Origin of the sequence: Streptomyces sp. NBC_00631 (assembly GCF_045206895.1) — a bacterium.
In the GTDB taxonomy this organism is placed as follows: Bacteria; Actinomycetota; Actinomycetes; order Streptomycetales; family Streptomycetaceae; genus Streptomyces.
The window spans coordinates 8,375,907-8,398,942 of sequence record NZ_CP107734.1 but is presented as its reverse complement, the minus strand read 5'-3'; the positions used below and the strand labels follow the sequence as shown (position 1 = coordinate 8,398,942).

The 23,036-nt window shown below is 70.6% G+C and carries 12 protein-coding genes; 6 read left to right on the top strand and 6 right to left on the bottom strand.

Going from position 1 to position 23,036, the window contains the following annotated elements; genetic code table 11:
* Positions 1–67 precede the first annotated feature (67 nt).
* Complete coding sequence (locus OHB00_RS38425) at positions 68–802, top strand: glutamine amidotransferase-related protein (protein ID WP_406441905.1); 735 nt, start codon at positions 68–70, stop codon at positions 800–802.
* A 69-nt stretch (positions 803–871) separates the two neighbouring features.
* Entirely contained in the window at positions 872–1,705 is an 834-nt protein-coding gene (locus OHB00_RS38420; protein ID WP_406441903.1) for a hypothetical protein, read from the top strand.
* A gap of 21 nt (positions 1,706–1,726) precedes the next feature.
* Here OHB00_RS38420 and cyc2 read toward each other — a convergent pair whose 3' ends face one another.
* On the bottom strand, positions 1,727–3,889 hold the full coding sequence (cyc2, locus tag OHB00_RS38415; RefSeq protein WP_406441901.1) for a germacradienol/geosmin synthase Cyc2: 2,163 nt from the start codon (positions 3,887–3,889) through the stop codon (positions 1,727–1,729).
* Between the two features lie 177 nt (positions 3,890–4,066).
* Between cyc2 and OHB00_RS38410 the strand changes: the two genes are divergently transcribed.
* Positions 4,067–5,332, top strand: coding sequence for a cytochrome P450 (locus tag OHB00_RS38410; protein WP_406441899.1), 1,266 nt, complete (start codon positions 4,067–4,069; stop codon positions 5,330–5,332).
* On the opposite strand, the gene OHB00_RS38405 is transcribed toward OHB00_RS38410, so the two are convergent.
* Entirely contained in the window at positions 5,304–6,461 is a 1,158-nt protein-coding gene (locus OHB00_RS38405) for a damage-control phosphatase ARMT1 family protein (protein WP_406441897.1), read from the bottom strand. The genes OHB00_RS38410 and OHB00_RS38405 overlap by 29 nt on opposite strands.
* Positions 6,462–6,539: 78 nt before the next feature.
* Positions 6,540–7,187 carry a ScbR family autoregulator-binding transcription factor gene (locus OHB00_RS38400; protein WP_406441895.1) on the bottom strand — a complete coding sequence of 216 codons (648 nt, stop codon included), beginning with the start codon at positions 7,185–7,187 and terminating at the stop codon, positions 6,540–6,542.
* Between the two features lie 491 nt (positions 7,188–7,678).
* On the opposite strand from OHB00_RS38400, the gene OHB00_RS38395 reads away from it, so the two are divergent.
* Entirely contained in the window at positions 7,679–8,614 is a 936-nt protein-coding gene (locus OHB00_RS38395; RefSeq protein ID WP_406441893.1) for a lytic polysaccharide monooxygenase, read from the top strand.
* Between the two features lie 17 nt (positions 8,615–8,631).
* Here the strand turns inward: OHB00_RS38395 and OHB00_RS38390 are convergent, their stop codons facing one another.
* A complete protein-coding gene (locus tag OHB00_RS38390) occupies positions 8,632–9,276 on the bottom strand; it encodes a Tat pathway signal sequence domain protein (protein WP_406441891.1) in 645 nt (214 codons plus the stop codon).
* 614 nt (positions 9,277–9,890) lie between these two features.
* Between OHB00_RS38390 and OHB00_RS38385 the strand changes: the two genes are divergently transcribed.
* Together OHB00_RS38385 and OHB00_RS38380 are read left to right on the top strand one after the other, a co-directional pair.
* Positions 9,891–10,589: a DUF6230 family protein gene (locus tag OHB00_RS38385; protein WP_406441889.1), complete on the top strand. Its 699-nt coding sequence runs from the start codon at positions 9,891–9,893 to the stop codon at positions 10,587–10,589.
* Positions 10,589–11,050: a DUF6114 domain-containing protein gene (locus OHB00_RS38380; protein WP_406441888.1), complete on the top strand. Its 462-nt coding sequence runs from the start codon at positions 10,589–10,591 to the stop codon at positions 11,048–11,050. Before OHB00_RS38385 ends, OHB00_RS38380 begins: the two co-directional genes overlap by 1 nt.
* A gap of 289 nt (positions 11,051–11,339) precedes the next feature.
* Here the strand turns inward: OHB00_RS38380 and OHB00_RS38375 are convergent, their stop codons facing one another.
* Both OHB00_RS38375 and OHB00_RS38370 read right to left on the bottom strand, forming a co-directional pair.
* Positions 11,340–11,825 (bottom strand): hypothetical protein, encoded by a 486-nt coding sequence (locus OHB00_RS38375; protein WP_406441886.1) that lies wholly within the window; start codon positions 11,823–11,825, stop codon positions 11,340–11,342.
* A 19-nt stretch (positions 11,826–11,844) separates the two neighbouring features.
* Positions 11,845–22,803: a LamG-like jellyroll fold domain-containing protein gene (locus tag OHB00_RS38370; RefSeq protein ID WP_406441884.1), complete on the bottom strand. Its 10,959-nt coding sequence runs from the start codon at positions 22,801–22,803 to the stop codon at positions 11,845–11,847.
* Positions 22,804–23,036: the final 233 nt, after the last annotated feature.

Here is a 23,036-nt window from a genome sequence, read left to right as displayed (position 1 = left end):
TGCTGCTTATCGAGAGTGCGTCAATCATCGTTGGACGTGAACAGGGGCGGGTGCCCAGGATGAGCCCATGACGAACTCCGCAGCTCGGACCGCCACGATCGCCCTGGTCGGGGACCGCTCCCCCAACGTCGTGTCGCACACCCGGATCCCGCTCCTCCTCGACTCCCTCGCCCGGCACGACCGGCTGGTGCTGGACGCCTACTGGATCCCGTCCGGGGACGCCGAGGCCGCGGACGCGGTGCTCGGCTTCGACGCGGTGTGGGTGCTGCCGGGCAGCCCGTACCGCAGCGAGGCGGGCGTGCTGCGGGCGATCCGCACCGCCCGTGAGGAGGGCATCCCCTTCCTGGGCACCTGCGGGGGCTTCCAGCACGCGCTCCTGGAGTACGCCCGCGACGTGTGCGGCCTGACCGGGGTCGCGCACGCCGAGAACGACCCCGGCGCCGAGGACCTTCTCATCGAGCCACTGGCCTGTTCGCTGGTGGGCCACGCGGCGGCGGTCACCGTCGAGCCGGGCACGCTGGCCGAGTCGGCGATCGGCTCGGGCCGCACGGTCGAGCGCTACTTCTGCTCGTACGGCCCCTCCCGCCACCTCGACACCCTGCGCGCCCACGGGCTGCGGCTGTCGGGACACGACGAGGACGGCCAGGTCCGCGTCGCCGAACTGCCCGGCCATCCCTTCTTCCTGGCCACGCTCTTCCAACCGGAGCTGTCGGGTGACGGCTCGCGTCCGCATCCGGTGATCCGGGCGCTGGCCCGAGCGGCGACCGCACACGCCTCGGAGCGGGTGCGTGCGGCGGTGTGAGGCCGGGTGCGCACTGCTTCCGGCCGCGGCCGCAGGCCGTTGTCAGTAGCGGCTGTTACGTTCTGTGACATGACCGATCACTGCCTGCGGCTGCTCCGGCAGCACCCCCGCCTGGCCGAACTGGCGGCGTTTCCTTTCGACTTCGACCTGGACCGGGCCGCCGACGGCCATGTCGAGCCGGTCCGCCTCGCCTCAGGGGGGCCGCTGGAGGCGGTGGCGGGCAGCGACACCGGCGGCACGTATTTCGTGTGCCCGGACGGCTCGTTGCTGTACGCGGACTCGGAGGGCTCGGCCGGGATCACAGGTTCGTCCGTGGACGAGGCGCTGGAGATCATGATCGGCCTGCCGGGCTGGCGCGACTGCCTCTACCTGACGCCGGCGGACGGCGAGGCGGCGATCCTCGGGCGCGTGGCCGAGATCGAGGACGAGATCCGCGAGTACCACGGCATCGACGCCGAGCGCGCCGAACTCCGCGCCGCCCTGGGCCTGCCCGACCGCTCCCCCGTCGAACTGCTCGGCATGCTGCACACCGCCCTGCTGCGCACCGAGCCCGACTTCCTCCTGCTGAACGCGGAGGAGGGCTGCGCCTACGACCTGCTCGACCCGCACCCCCGGCCGCCCCTGTGGGAATCGGTGCGGCACGAGGTGTCCGGCGACCCGGCCGGCGAGCCGCTGCCGACCTGGACCCGGCTGGCTGCCGAGCAGGGGATGACCGAACTGGCCCGGGTGGCGCTGATCCGCCGGCTGGACGAGATATTCATGGACCAGGGCATACTGCTCCGCCCCGGCAGCAGAAAGGACCTCGACCTGTCGCCGCTGCTCTGGCTGGCCGGGGAGTTCGAGCGGCTGGGCGACCTGCCGCAGGCCGAGCGGGCCCGGGGTCTGCGCGCCTCCCTCCAGTAGGAACCCGCGAGACGAGCGCCGTCACCCGAGCGGCAGCGACGGCGCGAGCGGCGGGCGGTCCGGGAGGAAGCCGTGGGCCCGGCGGGCGAGGTGGTCCGGCTTGTAGCGGTCGACGTGCCGGTGCCAGTTGAGAATCCCGGCCATCCAGTTCTGCAGGTCGCGGACGTAGGCGCCCATGGCCTCGCGCGCCTCGGCCGTCAGCTCGAAGTCGTCGTACACGACCGGGAGTTCGCCCGCGACGACGTGTTCGAACTGCTGCATCCGCTGGGTCATCAGGTCGTGTACGACACGGAGCGCGGTCGGGTAGTCGACGCCGAAGAAGTTCTGGACGACGAGGATGGCGTTGTGCAACTCGCCCTCGTACTGGATCTCCTTCTGGTAGGAGAAGACGTCGTTGACGAGCATGCCGTAGTCGATGGCGGCGTTCTCCAGGGAGCGCACCGGGCCGCTGCGGTACACCTCCGGTGGGATCGCCGGGCCGTGGCCGCGGCGGGCCAGGCTCAGGGTGAGGTCGGAGCCGAAGGTGGCCCTGCGCATCTCCAGGTAGTCGATCGGGTCGGGGATGCGGTGCTGGAGGTGGTTGGACATCTCCCAGAGCCAGCTCTCGGTCATCCTGTCCACGGACTCCTTGAGAGCGAGCCGGTCCTCGGAGCTCATCCCGGGGGTGGTGCGGGCCCACAGGTCGATCAGGCCGCGCTCCATGCCGGTGGCCGGCACCGGCACGGGCTCGTCGGCGAGGGGCATGCAGGCCGACAGGCGGGCCGTGGCGAACCGGGCGCCTGCCAGGTCGCGCCGGGCGCCGAAGCAGAGGGGGTAGTAGTCGTCGGCGTAGGTGCCCCAGGCCAGCCACTGGGCGCTGAGGTCGAGTTCCTCGGGGGTGGCGTCCGGGTCGAGGCCGGCGGAGCAGAGCGCGAGGTCGGAGGCGACGAGCCGGTCCTCGTCCCAGACGCCCTCGGCGAGCATGCCGGTGGCGTGCATCCAGCCGACGAGCCGGGAGCGGGCGCCGTCGAGGTGCGGGTTCACCTCCACCTCGTACGGCATGTGGAAGTCGGGCAGGAGGGAGGGGCCGACCTGCTGGAAGGGCACATGGGAGTAGGCGCGCAGGCGCTCCGACGCGGCCGCCGCCAGTAAGGCGCCGACGTCCGCGGCGGAGGTGCCGGGGCCGGTGAGGTGCTGCCAGGGGGAGGACGGGACGGCACCCTGGTTCATGTAGCGGCTGGAGCGCAGGTGCCATTCGTGGCCGCCGGACTGCCAGTCCTGCAGGCCCTTGGTGTAGGCCGCGATCGCGGCGCCCTGGTCGGGGGTGAGGCCCTTCTCCGCGGCCAGGGCCGGGACTTCGGTGAGGGCGGTGTGCTCGAACTGGTGGAGGCGGGAGGTGAGGATGTCGTTGACCGTGTCGGCCGCCTCCTGGGTGGTGCAGTCGAAGAAGGTCTCCAGGACCAGCACGCCGTTGCTGTTCTCGCCCTCGTCCTCCACCTCGCGCTGGTAGGAGAACAGGTCGTTGCGCAGGTGGACGGCGTCGGCGAAGGTCTCCATCAGCACCCTCAGCGGCCGCGAGCCGGCGACGACCGCGGGCACCTCGGCCGTCGCGTACTCGACCAGGCCCGCGGACCAGGGGGCGCCGCCGACCTTGCGGCGCATCTCGATGTACTCGACGGGGTTGGCGATCCGTCCCTCGTTGATGTTGGACAGCTCCCACATCGACTCGTTCAGCAGGTGCTCGGTGGCGACCGCGAAGCGGCGCCGCCAGTCGGCCGACATGGAGGGCACGGTGCGCGCCCACAGGTCGGCGAGGCCCGCCTCGACCGGGTTCCGCGGCTCCGGCACGGGCGTCGCGAGATCGAGCGGCATGAACAGCGGGAGGCGGTCGAGATGGGCCTTGCCGGCGGCGCGGTCCTGGGTGCGCTTGTACATGTCGAGGAAGTGGTCGTCGAAGAAGAACACCCACACGTACCAGTCGGTGATCAGCGAGAGGGCCGGGCCGTCGCAGTCGGGGTGGGTGTAGCTGCAAAGCAGGCCGTAGTCGTGTGCCTCCAGGTCGGCCTGGGTCCAGATCCCGGACCCCTCCAGCATGCCCATCGCGCGGGCCCACTCGGTGGAGTGCGCCCGGGCCTCCTCCAGATGCGGGTTGAGCCGCGCGGGATACGGCATGTAGAAGTGCGGGAGTTCGAACGGCTGCGTCATGGCCGGGGCCCTACCCGCGCACCGCGAACGCCATCCACCGCGCGGCACATGATCACACCATCGCGTGAACCGAGGCGGAATCCGCGAACTCGGGCCGGTTCGTGTGGCGTTCGGCGATGCACCTCACCGTGGCCGGCCCGTCTTGCCCGGTCCCGCCGCACGGGCCACCGTGGTCGCATGACCACCTCTGCCGACGGCGGTGCGGCCCCGCCCGTTCCCGATGTCTTCGATCCGCGCCGGTACGCGGCCGCCGTGCCGTATCCCGACTACCGCGTCCTGCGGGACCACCATCCGGTGGCCTGGCAGCGGGAGCCGGAGGTGCTGGGATGGCCGGCCGGGCCGGGGTTCTGGGCGGTGGCACGCCATGCGGACGTGGTGCGGGTGCTCAAGGACCCGGCGACCTACTCGTCGTCTCTCGGCGCGACCCAGATCCGGGATCCGGATCCGGAGGATCTGCCGTTCATCCGGCGCATGATGCTCAATCAGGATCCGCCGGACCACGGGCGGCTGCGCCGGACGGTGAGCCGGGCCTTCACACCCGGGCGGATCGAGCGCTTCGGGACGGTGGTACGGGAGCGGGCGCGCACCCTGTTCGCCCGGGCACTGGAGTCGGCCCGGGCGGCGGACGGCACGGTGGACCTGGTCGCCGCCGTCACCGACGAGTACGCGCTGCTCAACCTCGCCGACCTGCTGGGTGTCCCGGAGAGCGACCGGGGACTGCTGCTGCACTGGACGCGGCGGGTGATCGGCTACCAGGACCCGGACGAGGCCGGGCCCGCCATACGCGACGGCGAGGGCCGCCCGGTGAATCCGCGGTCACCCGCGATGCTCGGGGACATGTTCGGATACGCCCGGCAACTCGCCGCGCACAAACGCCGCAACCCCGCCGACGACGTCATGACGGCCCTCGCCCACGATGCCGAACTGGCCGACGGTGAACTGGAGATGTTCTTCTTCCTGCTGACGGTCGCGGGCAACGACACCGTACGCTCGGCCGCCCCCGGCGGACTGCTGGCACTGGCCGAACACCCGCAGTCGTACCGCCTGTTGCGCACCGGCGAGGCCGGAGCGGACGGTGCCGTGGAGGAGTTGCTGCGCTGGCATCCCCCGGTGCTGACCTTCCGCCGCACCGCCGCGCGGGACACCGTGCTGGGCGGGCGGCACATCAGGAAGGGCGACAAGGTGGTCGTGCTGCACGCCTCGGCCAACCGTGACGAGCGGGCCTTCGCCGAGCCCGACCGGCTCGACCTCACCCGGACGCCGAACCCGCACGTGTCCTTCGGGGGCGGGCCGCACGTCTGCCTGGGCGCCCACTTCGCCCGGCTGCAGCTGCGCACGCTCTACGCGCAGGCGCCGCCCGTCCTGAAGCCCGCCGGCTCCGCCGGGCGACTCGTCTCGAACTTCATCAACGGGCTCAAGGCGCTGCCGATGTCCCTGTGTTGACCTGGATCAGGGCATGGGTGCCGGCGGTGCGCCAGCGCTCCGCCTCGGCCGCGTCCAGGGCCGCCACGGTGTCGGCGGAGAGCCCGGTGATCACATCGGACTTGAGGGTGCGCAGCGCGGCGACCGGGCCCGGGAACCAGGCGGTGACATCGGTGAAGGGGGTGGTCGGCGGCCAGAGCCGGTCGCCCACCAGACGGCGGTAGTTGAGGTCGCCCTTGAAGATCGTCAGGTCGGCGGCGGCGAACTCGGCACGCAGGTCGCCGGGCATCTGGGGGTACGGCAGCGGGGCGCAGGAGAAGGGGTGGGCGCGCACGGTGAGGCGGCCGTCGGTCATCGCCGACCAGAGGGTGCGGCCGTATCCGGCGGCGGCGCCCGGGGCCGCGGTGAGCCTGCGCAGGGCGTCGAGCACGTCGGCGGTGGTGGCGTCGGAGACGTAGTACGGGTACGGCTTGATGTGCAGGACCGCGTGTGCGATGCGGCCCGTGTCCAGGAGGTGGGCGATCAGCAGCAGGTCGGGGACGAGTTCGCGGCCCGCGTTGTCGGCGACGAGGCACAGGATGCCGCCGTGGAGCAGCGGCCACAGGGCGGCGCTGTCGTCGGCGACCAGGGCGGCCACGGCCTCGCCCGAGCCGACGGCGGAGAGCCGGAAGCCGAGGTCGGCGCGGTTGCCCCAGAGCGAGCCGTGCAGCAGGGCCTGGTCCGGGTCGTCGCCGAGGTCGTCGAGTGCGGCCAGTTCCTCGTCGGTCTCCTTGGCGTCGAGTTCGGCGAGCTTGAACGGGCGGAACGGGTCGATGCCCTGCCAGGGGCCGGGGGCGAAGTGGCCGACGGCGTCCAGGAGCCGGCGGTAGAAGTAGCTCTCCGACCACAGCCACGGCACGTCGAACCAGGAGCGGCCCACATAGCTGTCGAGGCCCCAGTCGCGCCAGCCGCTCGCGCCGCCGGGCAGGGGTTCGATCACGCCCTCGGTGCAGTTGCGCAGCAGCGCGTCGAGGGCGCGGTGCTGTGCGGGGCCGTACGGGAACGCGTCCCGCACCTGGCGGATGATCGCCGGGTGCCGTTCGGCCAGCACGCTGTGCGGGAAGGGGCCGGTGGTGCCGAGGATCACGGGTGCGGCGGCGGAGTCGGGCATGGGCGCCACGCTATCGCGCGGGCCGCCCGGCTCCGCCGAACCGCGGGACGCCTGTCAGACCGTCGGTCACGCCGCCCGTCAGGCCGTTCTGATCTCGCGCTCCAGCTGGGTGGCGAGGGTCAGATAGCGGGCGCGCCGGTGCACCGGGACCAGGCCGCGGATCATCAGGTGCCACATCTCGGCGACCCTGCGCGGCAGTCGACCCACCGGCTCCAGGTTGCGGCCGGCGACCCGGGTGCCGACGAAGAAGCAGACCAGGGAGTGCGCGACCGCGCCGACGTCTATGTCCGGGTGGACGTCGGACTCCTTGACGGCGCCCATGAGTTTGCGGGTGGCGAACTCCAGCCACTCGGTGAACGGGTGCCTGAGCGGCGGCCGTACGGTGACGTCCGCGGTGGCGAGGCGCAGTCCGGCGCGCGGGATCGGCCCGTCGACGGCGAGCCGGGCGATCGCGAACGTGGTGCGCATCAGGGCTTCCAGCGAGGAGTAGCCGCGGCTGTCCATCTCCCGCACCAACTGGCTGGAGGTACGGGACTGGAGCTCCATGATGGCGTGCGCCAGGTCCTCCTTGGCGGCGAAGTGGAAGTAGAGCGCCCCCTTGGTGACCTTCGCGTGCTCGACGATCTCGCTCAGGCTGGTGGATTCATAGCCGCGCCGGTCGAAAAGGTCGGCGGCGGCGGTGATGATGGTGGCGCGGGTCTGCTCCGCGCGTAACTGCCTCGCCATCGACTCGACGCTCCTTCACGGCTCCACGACTTCAGGACTTCGCGACTTCGGGGCTTCAGCGCTTCACGACTTCACGGCTGCCAAACCGACGGGGCATGCGGTTTGTTTTTTACCCCGTGCACACGATAGCTCACCGTGCGGCAGCGGGAGGCAACTGGTGCGGACCCGGTGACACACTCGCACAAGTCGCGCGTGCGACCACGCGTTCGGGGTCCACGGTGCACAAACGGAAGAGATCAGAACGCACCCCTCCCTCGTGTTCGTGCCCGTTTCCGGAAGCGCTGCGGGCGGCCGGACGACGATCGGTGATCGCCACGATACGAGCCGGACGGTTGGTTCTCAATGGCGCCTGGAAAGTCGGCAAAACGGACGAGCCGGTCGGTGCCGCCCACTTCGACCGGCCCTGTGATCAACCACACTGAACGGTGCGGCTTCGATTCCCGTACTCACCTCGGCAGACCTCTACCCGCGACCTCCGAGGAGACGTCCCGATGACTCGGCCGACCGCCCGCCTGAGAGTCACGGCAGCCGCCGCCACGGCCCCGCTGCTGCTCCTGTCGTGGGCGGCGGGGTCCGCCCGGGCGCACGGCGCGCCCACCTATCCCGTCAGCCGGGCCTACGCCTGCTCGCCCAGCGGCGGCAGCGCGGCGACGGCGGCCTGCAAGGCGGCGATCGCGGCGAGCGGGCAGACCTTCGTCGCGTGGGACGACATACGGGTGGCGGGCGTCGACGGCCGGGACCGGCAGGTGATTCCGGACGGCAAGTTGTGCAGCGGCAGTCTGCCGGCGTACAAGGGGCTCGACCTGGCGCGCGCGGACTGGCCCGCGACCGAACTGACTCCGGGCGCCCGGATCACGATGACGTATGCCGCGACCATCGCGCACTCCGGCACGTTCAAGCTGTATCTGACGAAGCCGGGCTACGACCCGGCGAAGCCGCTGACGTGGTCCGAGCTGCCCGCGCAGCCCTTCGCGGAGTTCAAGGACCCGGCGCTGACGAACGGGGCGTACCACTTCAGCGCGACGCTGCCCGCCGACCGGACGGGGCGTCAGGTGCTGTACACCGTCTGGCAGACCAGCAGCACGCCGGACACCTACTACTCGTGCTCGGACGTGGTGTTCACGGCGAAGAAGGCCGCGGGGAGGACCGCGCAGAAGGACGGTGCGGCGACGGCGGGCGCGAAGCCGCGGCCGAGCGCGACCCCGGCTGACGGCGCCTCGCCGAGCGTCGCCGCCCGGGCACAGCGGACGGCGGCGGCGACCCCGGTCTCCCCAAAGACCGGAACCACCGCCGCCGACAGCACTCCCGTGGCCTCCGACACGGACTCCGGTTCGGGCCCGTCGGCGCCACTGGTGGCGGGCGGCGCCGCCGCGGTGCTGGTGCTCACCGGCGGCGCCGCCCTGGCGTTGCGTCTACGTCGACGCTGACGACTCTCGTAACCGGGTCAGTTGGTGAAGACGGCGGCGCCGTTGTCGGCGACCGGGGCGTACTTGGCGGTGAAGTAGCCGGCGGAGGGGCAGAGGATGGAGCCGGAGGTCTTCGAGAACGCCTGGTTGCTGAAGGCGAGGCTGTTGTCGGTGTTGGAGCTGGTGCCGGTCAGGCTGGAGGCCTGGTAGACACAGGTGATGCTGCCCAGCAGGGTGGTCAGCTTGACGGTGGTCTGGATGGTCGAGCCGCTCGGCGGGGTGACCGTGACCGAGCCGTCCGAGGAGACCGCGGTGGTGTACGGCAGGTTGTCGACCGTGATGCTGGAGACGCCGGTCACGCCGGTCACGTTGCTGGTGCAGCTGCCGAAGGTCTGCGCGGTGGCCGACTCGGTGGCGGTGCCGGGGGCGGCCGGGTTGTCCGTCACCGTGGCGGTGAAGGTCGAGGCCGCGCAGGTGATGCCGCTGGTGCTGGTGGCGCTGGAGTAGAGGGTGGCGGTGGTGCCGCTGGCCAGCGACGCGGTGAGGGTGTCGCCGACCGCGACGGCGGTGCCGCCGGCGCTGCCCGTGGTGAGCACGGAGCCGTCGGCGGAGGCCGGCACGGTGGCGGCGACCGAGAGGGCGACGACGGTACCGGCGAGGGCGAGGAGGGATCGCGTACGCATGCGGGTTGCCTCTTTCTTTGGGGGGACTTGCGTGAGGTGAGGTGGGGGGTCTGGGGGGGGCGCGAATGCAGCGCCGGCCGTTGCCGGCTCGTCACGCCTTCTCCGTACGTGACGGGCCGGCAACGGCGGTCAGGCCGGACACCGACCGAAAGCCTGGGGGGGTTAGGCCTCCGACCGGGCCGGTCACAGGCGTTCCGGCACGGTCCCTGGGGGGAAGCGACCGTTGCCGACGCCGCTGAGCGGAGCGGTGATCGAAGAGGCCGGGAAGCGGTCGATGCCGCTCGGCGGATCCGGCGCCACGGATCCGAAGTAGACCAGGGAGAGTTGTAGACCTGATCGGCCGTCAACGTCAAGGCCGATCAAGGGAGTTGAGTACTCGATCAAGGGAATGCATGGTCGGAACACAACTGACGCGAATTCAACACTCTTTTTTCACAACTGTCTTGACCCTGAAAAGTAACCGCCGGTAACTTTCGGCTTGGCTACTGCTGCGTAACGAGAAAGCCCTTGCACCCGCCGGGAGTTGTGAGGAGGCGTGCGCGACAGCCGCTGTCCGCGCCAGGACAACGTGCCACTGAAGCCCAACCCGCGTGACCTAATGCATGGGAGCAGACATGGCCGAGTCCCCGGACGTTCCGTCCGTCGACAACACGCCAGAGAACCCGGGAAGCGGTTCTCTTTCCGAAACATCAGACACCACCGGGGGTACCGGAGGGGCACCGAGACGGGGACGGGTGCGGGCACGCCGTGCCGCCGTGCTGGCCGTCCCGGCCACCCTGGCCGTCGCCGGCCTCGCGGTCCTGACCGCCCAGGGGGCGCTGGGGGTGACGCTCTACATCTCCGGCATGCCCTTCACGGTCACCGCCAAGTCGCTCGACGGCACCGGCTTCGAGCAGTTCGGGGCGCTCGACAACATGGCCGACGGCAGCCCGAACGCCGGTGACACCGGCGGCCAGGTGCTGGTCGTCACCTCCGCGATCAAGAAGGCGACCCTGGACACCCTGTGCCAGAGCGTCGACCTCGGCGGCACCAACCTGCTCATCAAGGCGGGCAGTGGCTCGTCGAAGGTGCAGGCGACCGATCTGACCACCGACTCGACCCTGCTGTCGGGCGACGCGTCCTTCAACAACATCGAGATCGGCAACGACGCGAGCACTCTCGACAAGGCCGGGGTCAAGGGACCTCTGGGCGTCTTCAGCCAGCAGGCCGACACCGTGCACATCGACAACCTGCGACAGACCAACTACAAGACGACCGCTGGGACGTTCACGCTTCCCGGCCTGAAACTCAGCTTCAGCGACACGGGTTGCTGATGTCCGGCACAGACACTCCACATCAGGGGTGGCGGCCCGCCTTCCGCGGTTGGCGGGCCCGTCGGCCGTTCCTGGGCGGCCTGCTGCTGACCCTGGGCGGCGGCTGGATCCTGCTCACCGTGAAGGCCTCGTTGAAGGTCGTCATCCATGTCGGCATGCAGGGTGTGGCGGGCTACCTGCTGCCGGCGGTCATGGTGCTGTGCGGCCTGCTGACCCTCTTCAGCCCCTCGCAGCGCCTCTTCTACTCCATCCTCGGCATGCTGTGCTCCCTGGGCAGCTGGGTCACCTCCAACCTGGGCGGCTTCTTCGTCGGCCTCATCCTCGGAGCCGTCGGCAGCTGCCTGATCTTCGGCTGGCTGCCGGACCAGGAGCCGCGGGTGAGCCGGCGCAAGCGACGCAAGGCCGCGCGGGCTGCCGCGCAGGGGCAGGGGTTCGGGGAAGGTGCGGGAGAGCCCGCCTGAAACCACGGAACCTGAAACCACGGAAGAGGCGGGCCGACGAACATCGGCCCGCCTCTTCCGCGTGTGCGGGGGCCGGCGCCCGGCCGACCAGGAGACGGGCGACGCCATGTGCCGCCGGCCGCCCTGACCGTCATCGCGATCGTCCGTTTCCTGCCCGGCGATCGTGCACGAGTTGCGGTCGGACGGTACGGGGAACGGGGCGGTCAGGGGCGAGGACGTCGCGATGTACGGGGCGTGGCCCGAAAGCCGGGACCGGGACCGGTTCGGCTTCCGAGCGCACGCGCCGCGATCACTGCTGTGCCGGCACGAGGGTGTGACGCCTCGGCCAGGCCGGCAGCCAGTCCGTGGCGATCTGTCCGGTGAGGGCCTGGCGCAGCCATTCCAGCAGCGTCAGATCCGACTCGTACCAGTCCGCCCAGTTGCGCCGGAAGGCCGCGACGGTCCACCGGCCGTCGCCCCGGTCGACCAGGAACAGCTGGTCGCCCTCGACCGTGTTCCCCCACAGCAGCATGCCGCCCTTGGTGGGGAGCACCTCCCCTGGTACGAAGGGGCTGCGCTCCATCCTCGGCCCCATCCTCTCAGCGTATGACTGAAGCGTCCGGGGCCCGCAGACGAACACGAAGTCCGAGATCGTCGCGTCCCCGTAGGCACGGCCGAAGTCCGCGTACTCCTCGGGGAGGGGCACCCCCCATTCCCTCTCCAGGGCTTCGAAGGTGCCCGCGTCCCGCTGAGGGGGCCGGCCGAGAACGGGGGTGAGGACATGTGCGGCTGACACGGCAACGGCCTTTCTCTGTCTACGTGCAATGGGCACCGCCCGTGGGCGTGTTCTCGATGACGCACTCCAGGTCGGTGGTGCCGAAGGCGACGAAGTGCACCTCGGTCGGAATCGGCGAGGACGGATTACCGTACACGGGGGTCACCTCGATGAACTCGTGCCCACCGCCCTGAATCGCCTTCAGTACCGGTGCCTCCGCGTAGTCGAACATGTCCTGGTTGGCGACCTGGTACATGGGGACGAAGTTCCGGGTGTCCTTGTTGGAGCCGCCGAACGCGTACCCGATGAGATGCCCTCTCGCGCGGTTGTCGGACGGCAGGTTGGTCAGTCCGGGCAGGCCGAACCTGAGGTTGGGTCTGGGCGGTGGCGTGTAGTCGGACTTGTCGAGGTTGGCGAACGCTCCCGTGGCCACGCACTCACCCGCCTGCAGATGGCGTGGCAGGTAGACGATGTTGCCCTTGCTGTTGAATCCCGCCCCTGTGTCACAGCGGTCGTCGCGCCTGTTGGTCCCGGTGCCGTTACCCAGTCCGCCGCTGTCGGTCGTGGCGACGCCGGCGTCCTGTGCCGCGGACGAGCTGGTCGCGTCGTGCGCCGCCGCGGCGGCCGCGTCCTCGTCCGGGGTGGTGCCGATGACCGGGGTGGTGTTGACGCCGCCGAGGTTCTGGTTCTTGGGGCGGGTGGGGATGCCGTGGGCGCCGCAGTCGTCGTCCGCCGAGGCGGCCAGGGCGAGGCCGAAGAGGAGTTCCTCGGCGCTGGCGGAGGCGAGCTCCTCCCAGATGACGTCGCCGACCGCCTCCAGGCCCTCGGCGGCGGCCCCGCCACTCGCGGAGCTCGCGGCGCCGTAGCCGTAGGTCAGCGCCCCTCCGGCAGCGACTCCGTAGTACAACGAGTAGTTGCTTCCGGACGAGCCGTGCGACCCGTAGGAACCGTACGAGTTGCCGTACGAGACGCTGTACGAGTCCGAGCCGGACCCTGACCCGTGACCGCCCGAGTGACCCGACGGCTCCCAGTTCATGGCGTCGTTGAACTCGTTCTCGAACTGCCGTACCTGGTCGGAGATCTGCTGCTGCAGAGCCCGTTCGTCGGCCTCGTTCTGGGCCATCTTCCGGGCGTTCTCGCGCTTCCAGGCGTTGTACTGGTCCTGGGAGTACTTCTCCATCCGGTCCCAGGCGCCCGCCTGCCACTGCTTGAGCCAGGCCTGCTGCGCCTCGTACGCCTCCTCCTGGGCCTTGATGTCGTCGCTGGTGCAGGCGTCGTGGCCGGAGGTGTCCGTGGCGTCGAGCGGGTCGTCGTTGCCGTACGCGTACGGGTTGGCGTTGACGGCCGGGGTGGGCGGGTTGCTCACCGTGTCGGCGCTGGTGAAGTCGCCGTTGGCCGGGTTGTACCAGCGGGCGGCCGCGTTGACGTAGCCCGTCCCCGGGTCGGTCCAGCCGGACTGGTAGCCGAGGTCGGTCTGGCTGCCGCTGGTGGCGGTGGGTGTGCCGTAGGGGTCGTAGGCGGTGGAGCCGGTGAGTGCCGAGCCGGTGGCGGTGAAGGTGGCGGTCACGTCGTCATGGCCGTCGGTCAGGGCCAGCCGTGCGGAGGTGCCGTCCGCCGCGCTCACCGCCAGCAGGCCGCCGTCCGCGCCGCGGGCGAAGTCCTGGGTGCCGTCGGACACGGCGTTGTTCGTGCCGTCGGCGTAGCTGAAGGTGTGCGTGGAGCCGCCGGAAGCGGCGGTGGTCAGCCGGCCCAGGCCGTCGTAGGTGTAGCCGCCGCCCGCGCTGGTGGCGGTCAGCTGGTCGAAGGCGTCCGCGGTGTACGTGGTGGTGGAGCCGCCCGAGGTGACGCTCGACGTCGTGCCCCGCGCGGTGTAGCCGTACGTGGTGCTGGTCGAGCCGGACGTGACGGACGTCAGTTCGTTGCGGGCGTTGTACGTGGCCGTGCTCGAACCGGCGCTGGTGCGGTTGCCGTTGGCGTCGTAGCCGTAGGCGGTGGTCGAGGAGCCGGTGGTGGCGGACTTCAGGCGGCCCGCGTAGTCGTAGTCGTAGGTGCTGGTGCCGGAGCCCGCCGTGCCGGTGGTGGTCCGGGTGGCCGTCTGGCCGTCGGCGTTGTACGTGTACGCCACCGACGCCTCCGTCGTCCCGGCGGGGGTCTTCAGGACGTCGGAGGTGAGCTGGTGCAGTGCGTTGTAGTCGTAGGCGCGGGTGGCGCCGTTCGTGCCGTAGGTGGTGGTCTTGGGCTGCCCCAGCTTGGTGTAGGTCAGCGTCGCCGTGGTGCCGGTCAGCGGGTCGGTCTCGCTGTTGACCCGCTCGTCGGCGTCGTAGCCGAAGGTGGCGGTGCCGGTGGCGTCGGTGCGGCTGCTGATCCCGCCGTTGGCGTCGTAGGCGTAGTTCGCGGTGCCGCTGGGGCCCCCCAGGGTGAGGAGGAGGCCTCGGTCGTCGTAGGTGAAGGTGTCGGTACCGGTCGGTGCGGAGACGGAGGTGAGGCGGCCGTCGGCGTCGTAGCCGAAGGAACGGCTCGCGGTGGCGCCTTCGGCGCCGCTGCCGGACTCCGCCGTCAGCACTCCGTTGTCGTCGTAGGACTCGGTGAGCTTGACCCCGCCAGGGCGGGTGATGCTGTGCTGGTGGCCGTCGGCGTCGTAGGAGAACGTCGTGGTGCGGTCGGCGGCCGAGGTGAGACCGGTGACGCTGGGGGCGACGCTGGTCTCCTGCCGGCCCTGCGGGTTGTAGGTGTAGTAGGTCGCGTTCTTGTCGGCGTCGGTGTAGCGGGTCTCGTTGCCCGCGGCGTCATAGCCGAAGGAGGTCGTGATCGAGGTGGTGGCGTCCACCGGCTGGGTCTGGCCGGTGACCCGGTTCAGGGCGTCGTAGGTGCTGGTGCTGGTGTGTTGCCGGGGGTCGGTGGCGGTGGTCTGGTTGCCCGCCGCGTCGTAGCCGTACGACGTCGAGGCGAGGGTGGCGCCGTTCGCGTCGAGCTGCACCATGGAGACCAGCCGTTCGGCCTGGTCGTAGCTCTCCGTGCTGGCCGTGGAGTCGGCGGCCGTCGTTCTGACGACCTGTCCGGCGACGTCGTACGCGTACGAGGTGGTGTTGCCCAGCGGGTCCGTGGCGGTGCTGATCTCGCCGAGCGCGTCGTAGCCCGCGGTGGCCGTGTTGCCCAGCGGGTCCTCGATCGAGGTGAGGTCGCCGAGGCCGTCGTAGCCGTACTTCGTCGTGTAGGCGGCCGGGGTGGGCCTGCGCTCCACCTGGGTGCTGGTGGCCTCGCGGCCGAGCGCGTCGTACGTCGCCTCGGTCCTGGCGCCGGTCGGGTCGGTGCTGTTGAGGACCTCGCCGTCGGTGTCGTAGCCGACGTGGGTGACCAGGCCGCCCGGCAGGGTCTGCTGGACGCGGTCGCCGAACTGGTCGTAGACGTAGGACGCGGTGTGGTTCAGCGGGTCGGTCTCGGTGTGGACTTCGCCGAGCGCGTCGTACGTGTAGGAGGTGGTCGGGGTGACCGTGCCGGAGCCGTCCGGCGGGGTGTACGCCGGCTGGGAGACGGCCTGCACACGGCCGTCGAGGTCGTAGGTGGTGGTGACGATGTTGCCGTCGGCGTCGTCGGTCTCGACCGGTTCGCCGAAGGTGTCGTAGCCCGACTTCGCGATCGCCACGGTCTGCTGGGGGGCGCCCCCGCCGGTCTCGGTGCTGACGGGCGGCGAGGACGTGGTGGTGAGGCGGCCGTCCTCGTCGTAGGCGTAGGTGGTGGTGTACGCGGACGCCGTGGCGCCGGCGGCGTTGCCGCGCGCGTCGGTCATCGTGACCGGCAGGCCGCGCTGGTCGTAGGTCCAGCTGGTGGTCAGCGGCGCGGAGCCGGCGGTACCGGCCGAGGTGTGCAGCGCGGCGACCTCGGCGGCGGACAGGACGCGGTTGTACGTCTGGACGTTGCTGACCGATCCGTTGAAGTACTGGGCGGCCGCGCCGGCCGTGTATCCCCGGCCGATGACGAACGCCCCGGAGCTCGCGATCGGTGTGGTGTCCGTCGCCGTGTTCTGGGCGGTGCCGTTGACGTAGAGCGTCATCTTGCCGCTGCTCGCGTCGTACGTGCCGACCAGGTGGGTCCAGGTGTTGAGGGTGGGGGCGGCGGTCGAGGTGGCGCCCGCGAGGGTCGGGGACGCGACGTCGGTGGTGGCCCGGTCGAACGCCCACCGGCCCGCGGTCGGGTTGTAGTCGAGGGAGAACCCGGCTGCCTGGGTGCCCTGTTGGGCCATGACGGTCTGCCAGGTGCCGGTCGGGGTGCTGGTGATCTTCGCCCAGGCGGACAACGAGAAGCTCTTCGTGGTGTCGACCACCGGCCCGCCGGTGGCGATCTGTCCGGCCCCGGCGAAGACGGCGGAGCCGCCGTTCTCCGTCGACCAGCTCGTCGATGCGTTCAGCGTGCCGGCGTTCCCGGCGCCGGAGTGGTCACCGGCGGACGGGTTCTCACCGTCGTCCAGCTTCCACCAGCCGGCCGCGCCCACGGTGACCGGCGACTCACCGGTGGTGGTGGCCGAGGTGTAGAGCTGGCCGATCTCGACGGGCTTGAGTTCGCGCCCGTAGAGCTGCACGTCGCGGACCCGGCCCGCGAACCAGTTGACCGAGGCGCCGGCGGCCTTGCCCCTGCCGATCGCCACGCCCGTGGTGCTGGCCATCGGCGTGGGGTCGGTCACCAGAGTGCAGTTGAGGCAGATGCCGCTGACCTCGACGTCGTTGACGTACAGGCTCATGTTGCCGAGCGCGTCCATGATGCCGACCAGGTGGGTCCAGGTGCCGGCGGTGGCCGGAGTGGGGTCGCTGGCGACGTAGTTGGTGGCCGTACTGGTGTCGTTGCTCGCGCGCACGAACGCCCAGGACTTCGTGGTGTGGTTGTACTCCAGCTGGAAGGCGCTGTTCTGGGCGCCCTGCTGGCTGACGACCGTGAAGTCCTTCGTGGTGCTGGTGGCGCTCAGGTAGGCCCACGCCGAGACGGAGAAGGCCTTGGTGGTGTCCACGACGGGTGTGCCGCTGGTGAGGACAGCGCCGGAAGTGCCGTTGAACGAGGTGTAGTTGCTGCCGGGCGGGCCCCAGGAGGTGCCCGTGGACGGCGTGCCGGTGAAACCGTTGCCCGAGGAGTCGGCGGCTGTGACCGCGCCCGCGTCGAGCGGCCAGTAGCCGGTCGGCCCCGTGGTGTCGGTCCGTACGGACTGGGCGATCCGGTTCCCGGCGGCGTCGTAGGAGTAGCCGATCTGCCGGGTCTGCCCGCCGCCGGTGAGGATGCGGGACAACACGTTGTCGTCCGGGTCGAAGGTGTTGACGGTGATCCGGTTGACGCCGGACGGGTCGACCACGGTCTTGGCGGTCCGGTCGGCGGCGTCCACGGTGTACTGGGTCTGCTTGAGGCAGGCCGTGCCGGACCAGACGTCGCACTCCCAGGTCATGTTGCCGGCGGGATCGTAGTCGTAGGCCTTGGTGGTGGTCGCGACGGACGTGCCGGAGGCGTCGGTCTGGGACTGGAGCAGGTTGTCGTCGAAGTAGCTGTAGGCGGTGGTCCGGCCCATGGAGTCGGTGACGGACGCGAGCCGCCCCGCCGGGTCGTAGGCCCGGGACTCCACGACCAGGTCGGTCGGGTCGGAGGGGGCGGTCGGGTCGCCGGTCCAGCCGAGCAGGGTGGTGGTGAGCAGCCGGCCGGTCGGCGAGTAGGCGTAGCGGTAGGTGGTGCCAGCCGGGTTCGTCTCGGTCGTCCTGCGGCCGAAGCTGTCGTACGTGTACGCGGTGACCTGGCCGGCCGGGTCGGTGGCGGTCTTGACGCGGTCGTTGTCGTCGTAGACGTAGGCGGTGGCGCGGGTGGCGTCGTGGCCGGTGGTGTCTGCGGTCGACGTGCCGGTCAGGTCGCCGTCCGCGTCGTACGTGTAGGTCGTCTTCGGGGTGTGGGTGACGCCCCTGACCGCGTCGGTGGTCGCCGGACCGGTCTCGGTGAGGGTCCGGCCCAGCGCGTCGTAGGTGTACGTGGTCTGCACGCCGCCGACCGGCGCGCCGGAGGAGCTGAACGTCACCGGGTAGGCGTCGGAGCTGACCGCCTTGGTGGTGAGGTGGCCGAGGAAGTCGTTCAGGTAGTAGGTGACCTGGCCGGACGGGTCCGTCTCGCTGCAGACCTTCCCGAGGTGGTCGGTGCCGCAGTAGTGGTAGCGGGTGACCTTGCCGCTCGGGTCGGTGACCGTGGCGAGCATCCCGTACACCTCGGTGTACGCCACGCCGATGTTGTCCGTGAAGCTCTCGTTGTCGTTGTAGTACGTGTATCTGGTCTTGCGGCCGCTCGGGTAGTCCGGTGTCGGGGGCGTGGTGACGGAGGCCAGGGCGCCGAACGGGGTGTAGGTGTAGGCCGTCCGGTAGGCCGGGTTGGCGGTGCCGGTCGCGCCGGAGCGGGCGTCGGCCGCGTAGAGGACCTTGCCGTTGAGCGGGTCCATCGGGTCGGCCGCGTTGGTGTGGTAGCTGAAGTACGACGTCTGGCAGGAGTTCACCTGGCGGCAGGTCGTCGTCGCCAGGACGTTGCCGTACGCGTCATGCTGACGGCTGGTCGAGTGCCCGTCCGGGTCGGTGACGGCGTCCTGGAAGCCGAGGGAGTCGTAGGCGTACGTCGTCCGGCCGCCGCCCGCGTCGGTGACGGCGGTGGTGCGGTTCCCGTTCGACGGGTCGAAGGTGTACGTCTCGGTGTGCTGCGCGGGGTCGGTGACCGTCAGCGTGGTCGACGGCATGAGCATGGTGGCCGAGCCCCTGGCCGTGTACAGGCCGAGCGGGGCCTCCACGCTGCTCTGGCCGAGGTCGGTCTGGTAGATGCCGACCTGGCCGATCTCGCCGTTGAAGTACCCCTGCGCGTTGGCCGGCGGCTTCGGCCAGGAGCCGGCGACGTATCCGGCGCCGACGCTCACCGTGGTCTCGCCCCAGGTCTTGACCTGGCCCGCGATGGACTTGCCGGTGCGCGTGGCCTGGCTCTGTCCGTCGAGCCACAGGGTCTGGCCGGTGCCGCTCGCGGTCATCACGACCAGGTGCCAGTTGCCGTCGTTGACGGCCGCCTTGGAGGCCATCGGGGAGAGGCTGCCGTCCCAGAACTGCCCGTGCAGCAGACCGTCCGTGCCGATGTAGAGGGCCGGGGTGTAGCTGGTGGGCACCGAGCCGATCGGGGCGTTCTGGTACGAGAGGAGGACGCCGCCCGCCTGCTTGGTGTTGAACCATAGGGCGACGGAGGCGTTTCCGCTGCTGTCGTCGAGGGCTCCGGTGGGCAGCGACAGGGAGGAGTCGGTGCCGTTGAAGCCGGCCGCGGTGTCCCCGCCGGGGCCGAAGACGCCGGGTTCGCCGAGCATGACGTCGTTGTAGATGCCGTCGGACGCACCGCCGGCCGAGTTGTCGACGCCGTACTGGTCGGCGGCGGTGAGGCCGGACGACTCGGTCATCGGGTAGTCGTGGGCGGGCCGGGTGCCGCGGACGGCGCCGTAGTAGTAGTCGTTGCTGCCAGTGGTGACCGGGGTGGCCAGCTGGTAGGTGCCGCCGTCGGCGTCGGTGACGGAGGAGGCGCGGTCGGTCAGCGGGTCGTAGCCGACGGCGAGCGCGGTCTTGCCGGAGGGCAGGGTGGTGCCGGTCAGTTCGCGGGAGGCGAGGGTGGCGGAGGCGTACTCCTGCTGCACGGCGGGCAGGCCGAGCGGGTGCTGGAGGAAGGAGACGTCCTCGATCTGGCCGTTGAACCAGCCCAGGGCGTTGCCCGAGGGGACCGACGGCCAGGATCCGGCGAGTTCGCCGGCGCCGACGGTGGTGTAGGGCCAGGCACCGAAGCTGATGGTGGTGCCGGTGAGGGTGGCGACCTTGGCGCCGTCCAGATACAGGGTCTGGTCGGTACGGGCGCCGGACAGCACCGCGTAGTGCCACTTGCCGTCGTTCACGGCGTTGGGCGAGGCCATCGGCGCGGCGTGTCCGTTCCAGAACTCGGCGTGGAGCTTGCCGTCGGTTCCGACGTACATCGAGGGGACGTAGCCGGAGGTGACGGCGGTACCGGGTTTTCCGCTCTGGTACGAGAAGAGCGTCCCGCCCGCCTGCGTGGTCTTGAACCACATGCCGACCGCGAGGTTGCTGGCGTTGGCCGGCAGGTTGTCGGGCAGCGCCAGGTAGGAGCTGGTGCCGTTGAAGGAGGCCGCGGTGGCGGGGGTGCCGGCGAGCGGGCCCGCCTGGCCGAACGTGACGTTGGCGGCGGTGGCGTCGGTGGTGCCCTCGTTCGCGACGACACCGTCCTTGGCGGTGGCCGAGCCGGTCGCGTCGCCGAGCCGCCAGTAGTCCGTGGGGTTGGAGTCCAGGACCGTCGAGGCGAAGTGCGACCCGGAGGCGGCGCCGGAGGTGTAGCTGTACTGGGTGCAGGCCGTCGCGGTGGAGCTGCTGCTGGCGGGCGGGCAGACCGAGGTGAGGTCGCCGGCGGCATCGTAGCCGTACGTCCAGGGGTTGCGGGTGGTCGCGAACAGGCCCGGCTTGGAGGTGACCTTGTCGACGTGCGGGACGTTCTTGACGGTGCCGTCGGAAGCGGTGACCTGCTGGACGTCCCAGGTGAGCTGGAGTGTGACACTCATGTCGCCCGGGTTGTGGTCGCCGTTGTCGTAGCCGTTGTCCTGGTTGAGCAGGTAACCGAACGCAGTCGGCTCCTCGGGCTTGACGGTGCTGCCGTCCGGAAGGGTGAGGGTGACCGTCTGCCACACGACGTCCAGGCCGTGACCGTTGCGGTTGCCGTACTGGGTCAGACCCCAGTAGGTCTGGCCGGTGACGGGATCGGTGACCTGGTTCTGGAAGAAGTACCGCGTGCCCGACTTCTCCGTCAGCATGAAGCCGGAGGTGCCGTACCCGGACGCCGGTGCGGACAGGACGGCGTAGTCGCCGGCCGGCGGGCTGTAGGTGCCGTCGCCGTTGGCGCCGAACCGTTCCTGGCGTCCGTCCGCCAGGGTGATCACGACGTTGCCGGAACCGTCCGCGTCCTCGGTGGCGCGCATGTCCAGCAACGACGACCAGCCCGCGCCGAACGCCTTGAAGGCACCGGGGTCGAGGCTGTTGTAGGTGCGCTGGACGCTGAGCGTCGGGCCGTCGGACGGGCCTGGGATGGTCGCGTCGGTGGTCTGCGTCGAGTAGTCGCCGAGCTGCGGGTCCACGCCCTTGACGGTGGCGTCGTACGGGGCCGCGCCGAGGTGTGCGGTGACCAGCGGCTGGGGTGCGGCCGGGATGGTGAAGTAGTCGGGCGCGGACCACAGCGAGGCGGCGTTGCCGTCACTGACCTGGGCGGTCCAGTAGAACGTCTTGCCGTAGGCGAGCTTGCCCGCCGGGACGGTCCACACCGACGTGGTCAGCGACCCCGAACTGGCCAGGGCGGTCGTCGAGCCGTTGGCGTAGACGTTGAACGAGTAACTGAGCCCGGTACCCGGGTAGTTGTCCGCGTCGTGTGCGGTCACGGCCAGCGTCGGGGTGAGACTGAACACCGAGCCGTTGTTGCCGGGCGTGAAGGTGTCGACGATCGGCGGGTTGTTGACGACCGGCAGGGAGTAACAGGTCTGCGGGACCCCGTAGGTGGAGAACAGCGTCCCGTTGTAGGACATGTCCCAGCAGATCAGATACGTCTTGCCGGCGGTGAGCGCGGGAATGGACGCGGTCACGGTGACCGGCTTGTTCGGTGCGACCGTCGAGGGCATCGCGGCCGGGGTCGCGGCGGGGCTGGTGAGCAGGGTGCGGGTGGTGCCGGAGACGGTGTAGAGCTGGTACGAGAGCTTGTAGCCGTTGGTCGGGGTCCAGGTCGCCGTACCGCGGTTCTGCACGGTGACCTTGCCCCAGCCGGGCTGGTTGTTCCACGGCGAGGCGTAGCTGACCTCGGAGTAGGAGGCCCCGGCGCCGTTCGGCGTGTACTCGATGGCCAGGTAGGGGTCGTCGGCGTAGAACTCCTTGGCCGCCGCCGCGGTGGACGCCGCGCTGAGCCGCAGACCGTAGTTGGGCGCCCAGCCGTGCGCCCAGTTCATCACCGTCTTGGTGTCGAGGCTGATGCCCTCCCACTGGCGGCCGTTGGAGCAGTCGGTGCCGGCCGCGAAGGAGGCGGTGCCGATCTGCGCGCCGGCCGCCGGCCCCGGGTAGGTGTCGATCTTCGCCGGGTCCCAGGAGGCGGAGACGGGGGCGACGTTCACCGCCTCGGCCGAGCAGGCGCCGGTGGTGTCCAGGCCGGAGTACTCGGTGTCCAGCCAGAGCGTCGAGTTGACGACGTAGTCGTTGGCGAACTGCGTGCCGAAGCCGCTGAACTGGAGGAAGGAGTCGTAGTCGTGACTCTGGTACTTCCCGACGTACAGCTGCCCGTTGCCGTGGAAGTTCTGGGTGACGCCGGACTCGACGTAGGTCGAGGAGGAGGCGTTGCCCTGGCCGGTCGGGTTGCCCGCGGCGGCCGCGGTCCGGTAGGAGGCCGCGTCGGCCGTTCCCGGGGTGACCGTGCCGGTGGCGCCGGCGGGGATGCGTGCCCAGGTGCCGTCGGACTTGCGGTAGTTGACCGCGCGGGTGTGGACCTGCGCGGTGTAGGTCCCGTCGGCGTTCTTGAAGACGGTCGTGGTGGCGGTGTCGAGCTTGGGCTGCTCCACGCTGGTGGACGCGACAAAGCCCCGATGCTTCTTCGCCGCCGGTGCGGCGACGGGCTTCGGGGCTTTGTGGATCCGGCTGCCGGAGTTCACCGGGGCGCTCTTCGCGCCGTGGGCCTTGTACGCTCCCACCGCGCCCTTGACCTGGCCGGGCCGGGAGTTGGGCAGCACGGTTCTGGCTCTGCTGCTGGTCGCCGAGGCCGGGACCGCGTGCTTCTTGCCCGCCGCGGTGCCGGTCTGCTGTCCCGGAGTGGCCGGGGTGGCCGCCGTTCCCGGTAACGCCTGGGCCGCCTGACCGCCCTGCACCCCGACCAGCGCGGCGACCGCCACGAACGCCGTCGCTCTCAGTGCCGTCGGCACATGCCGGACGGATCTCCACAAGCGGCCCATCATCGTTGCCCCCCAGCGATGCCCAACATCCAACTCCGGACAGCCGGATCTTCTATCAGCGGGACGACGGCCCGGGACAGCCATATAACCCGGGCCATTGGCGTCAAAGACCGGCATTGCGCACCAAGGTTGACCAGTACATTGCAAGCGCTTGTAGCTTTCCTGGCCAATTCCCGCCCCACTCTTTCCAGTTGGCGAGTAAGGCTGCTCTCACAGGACATCAG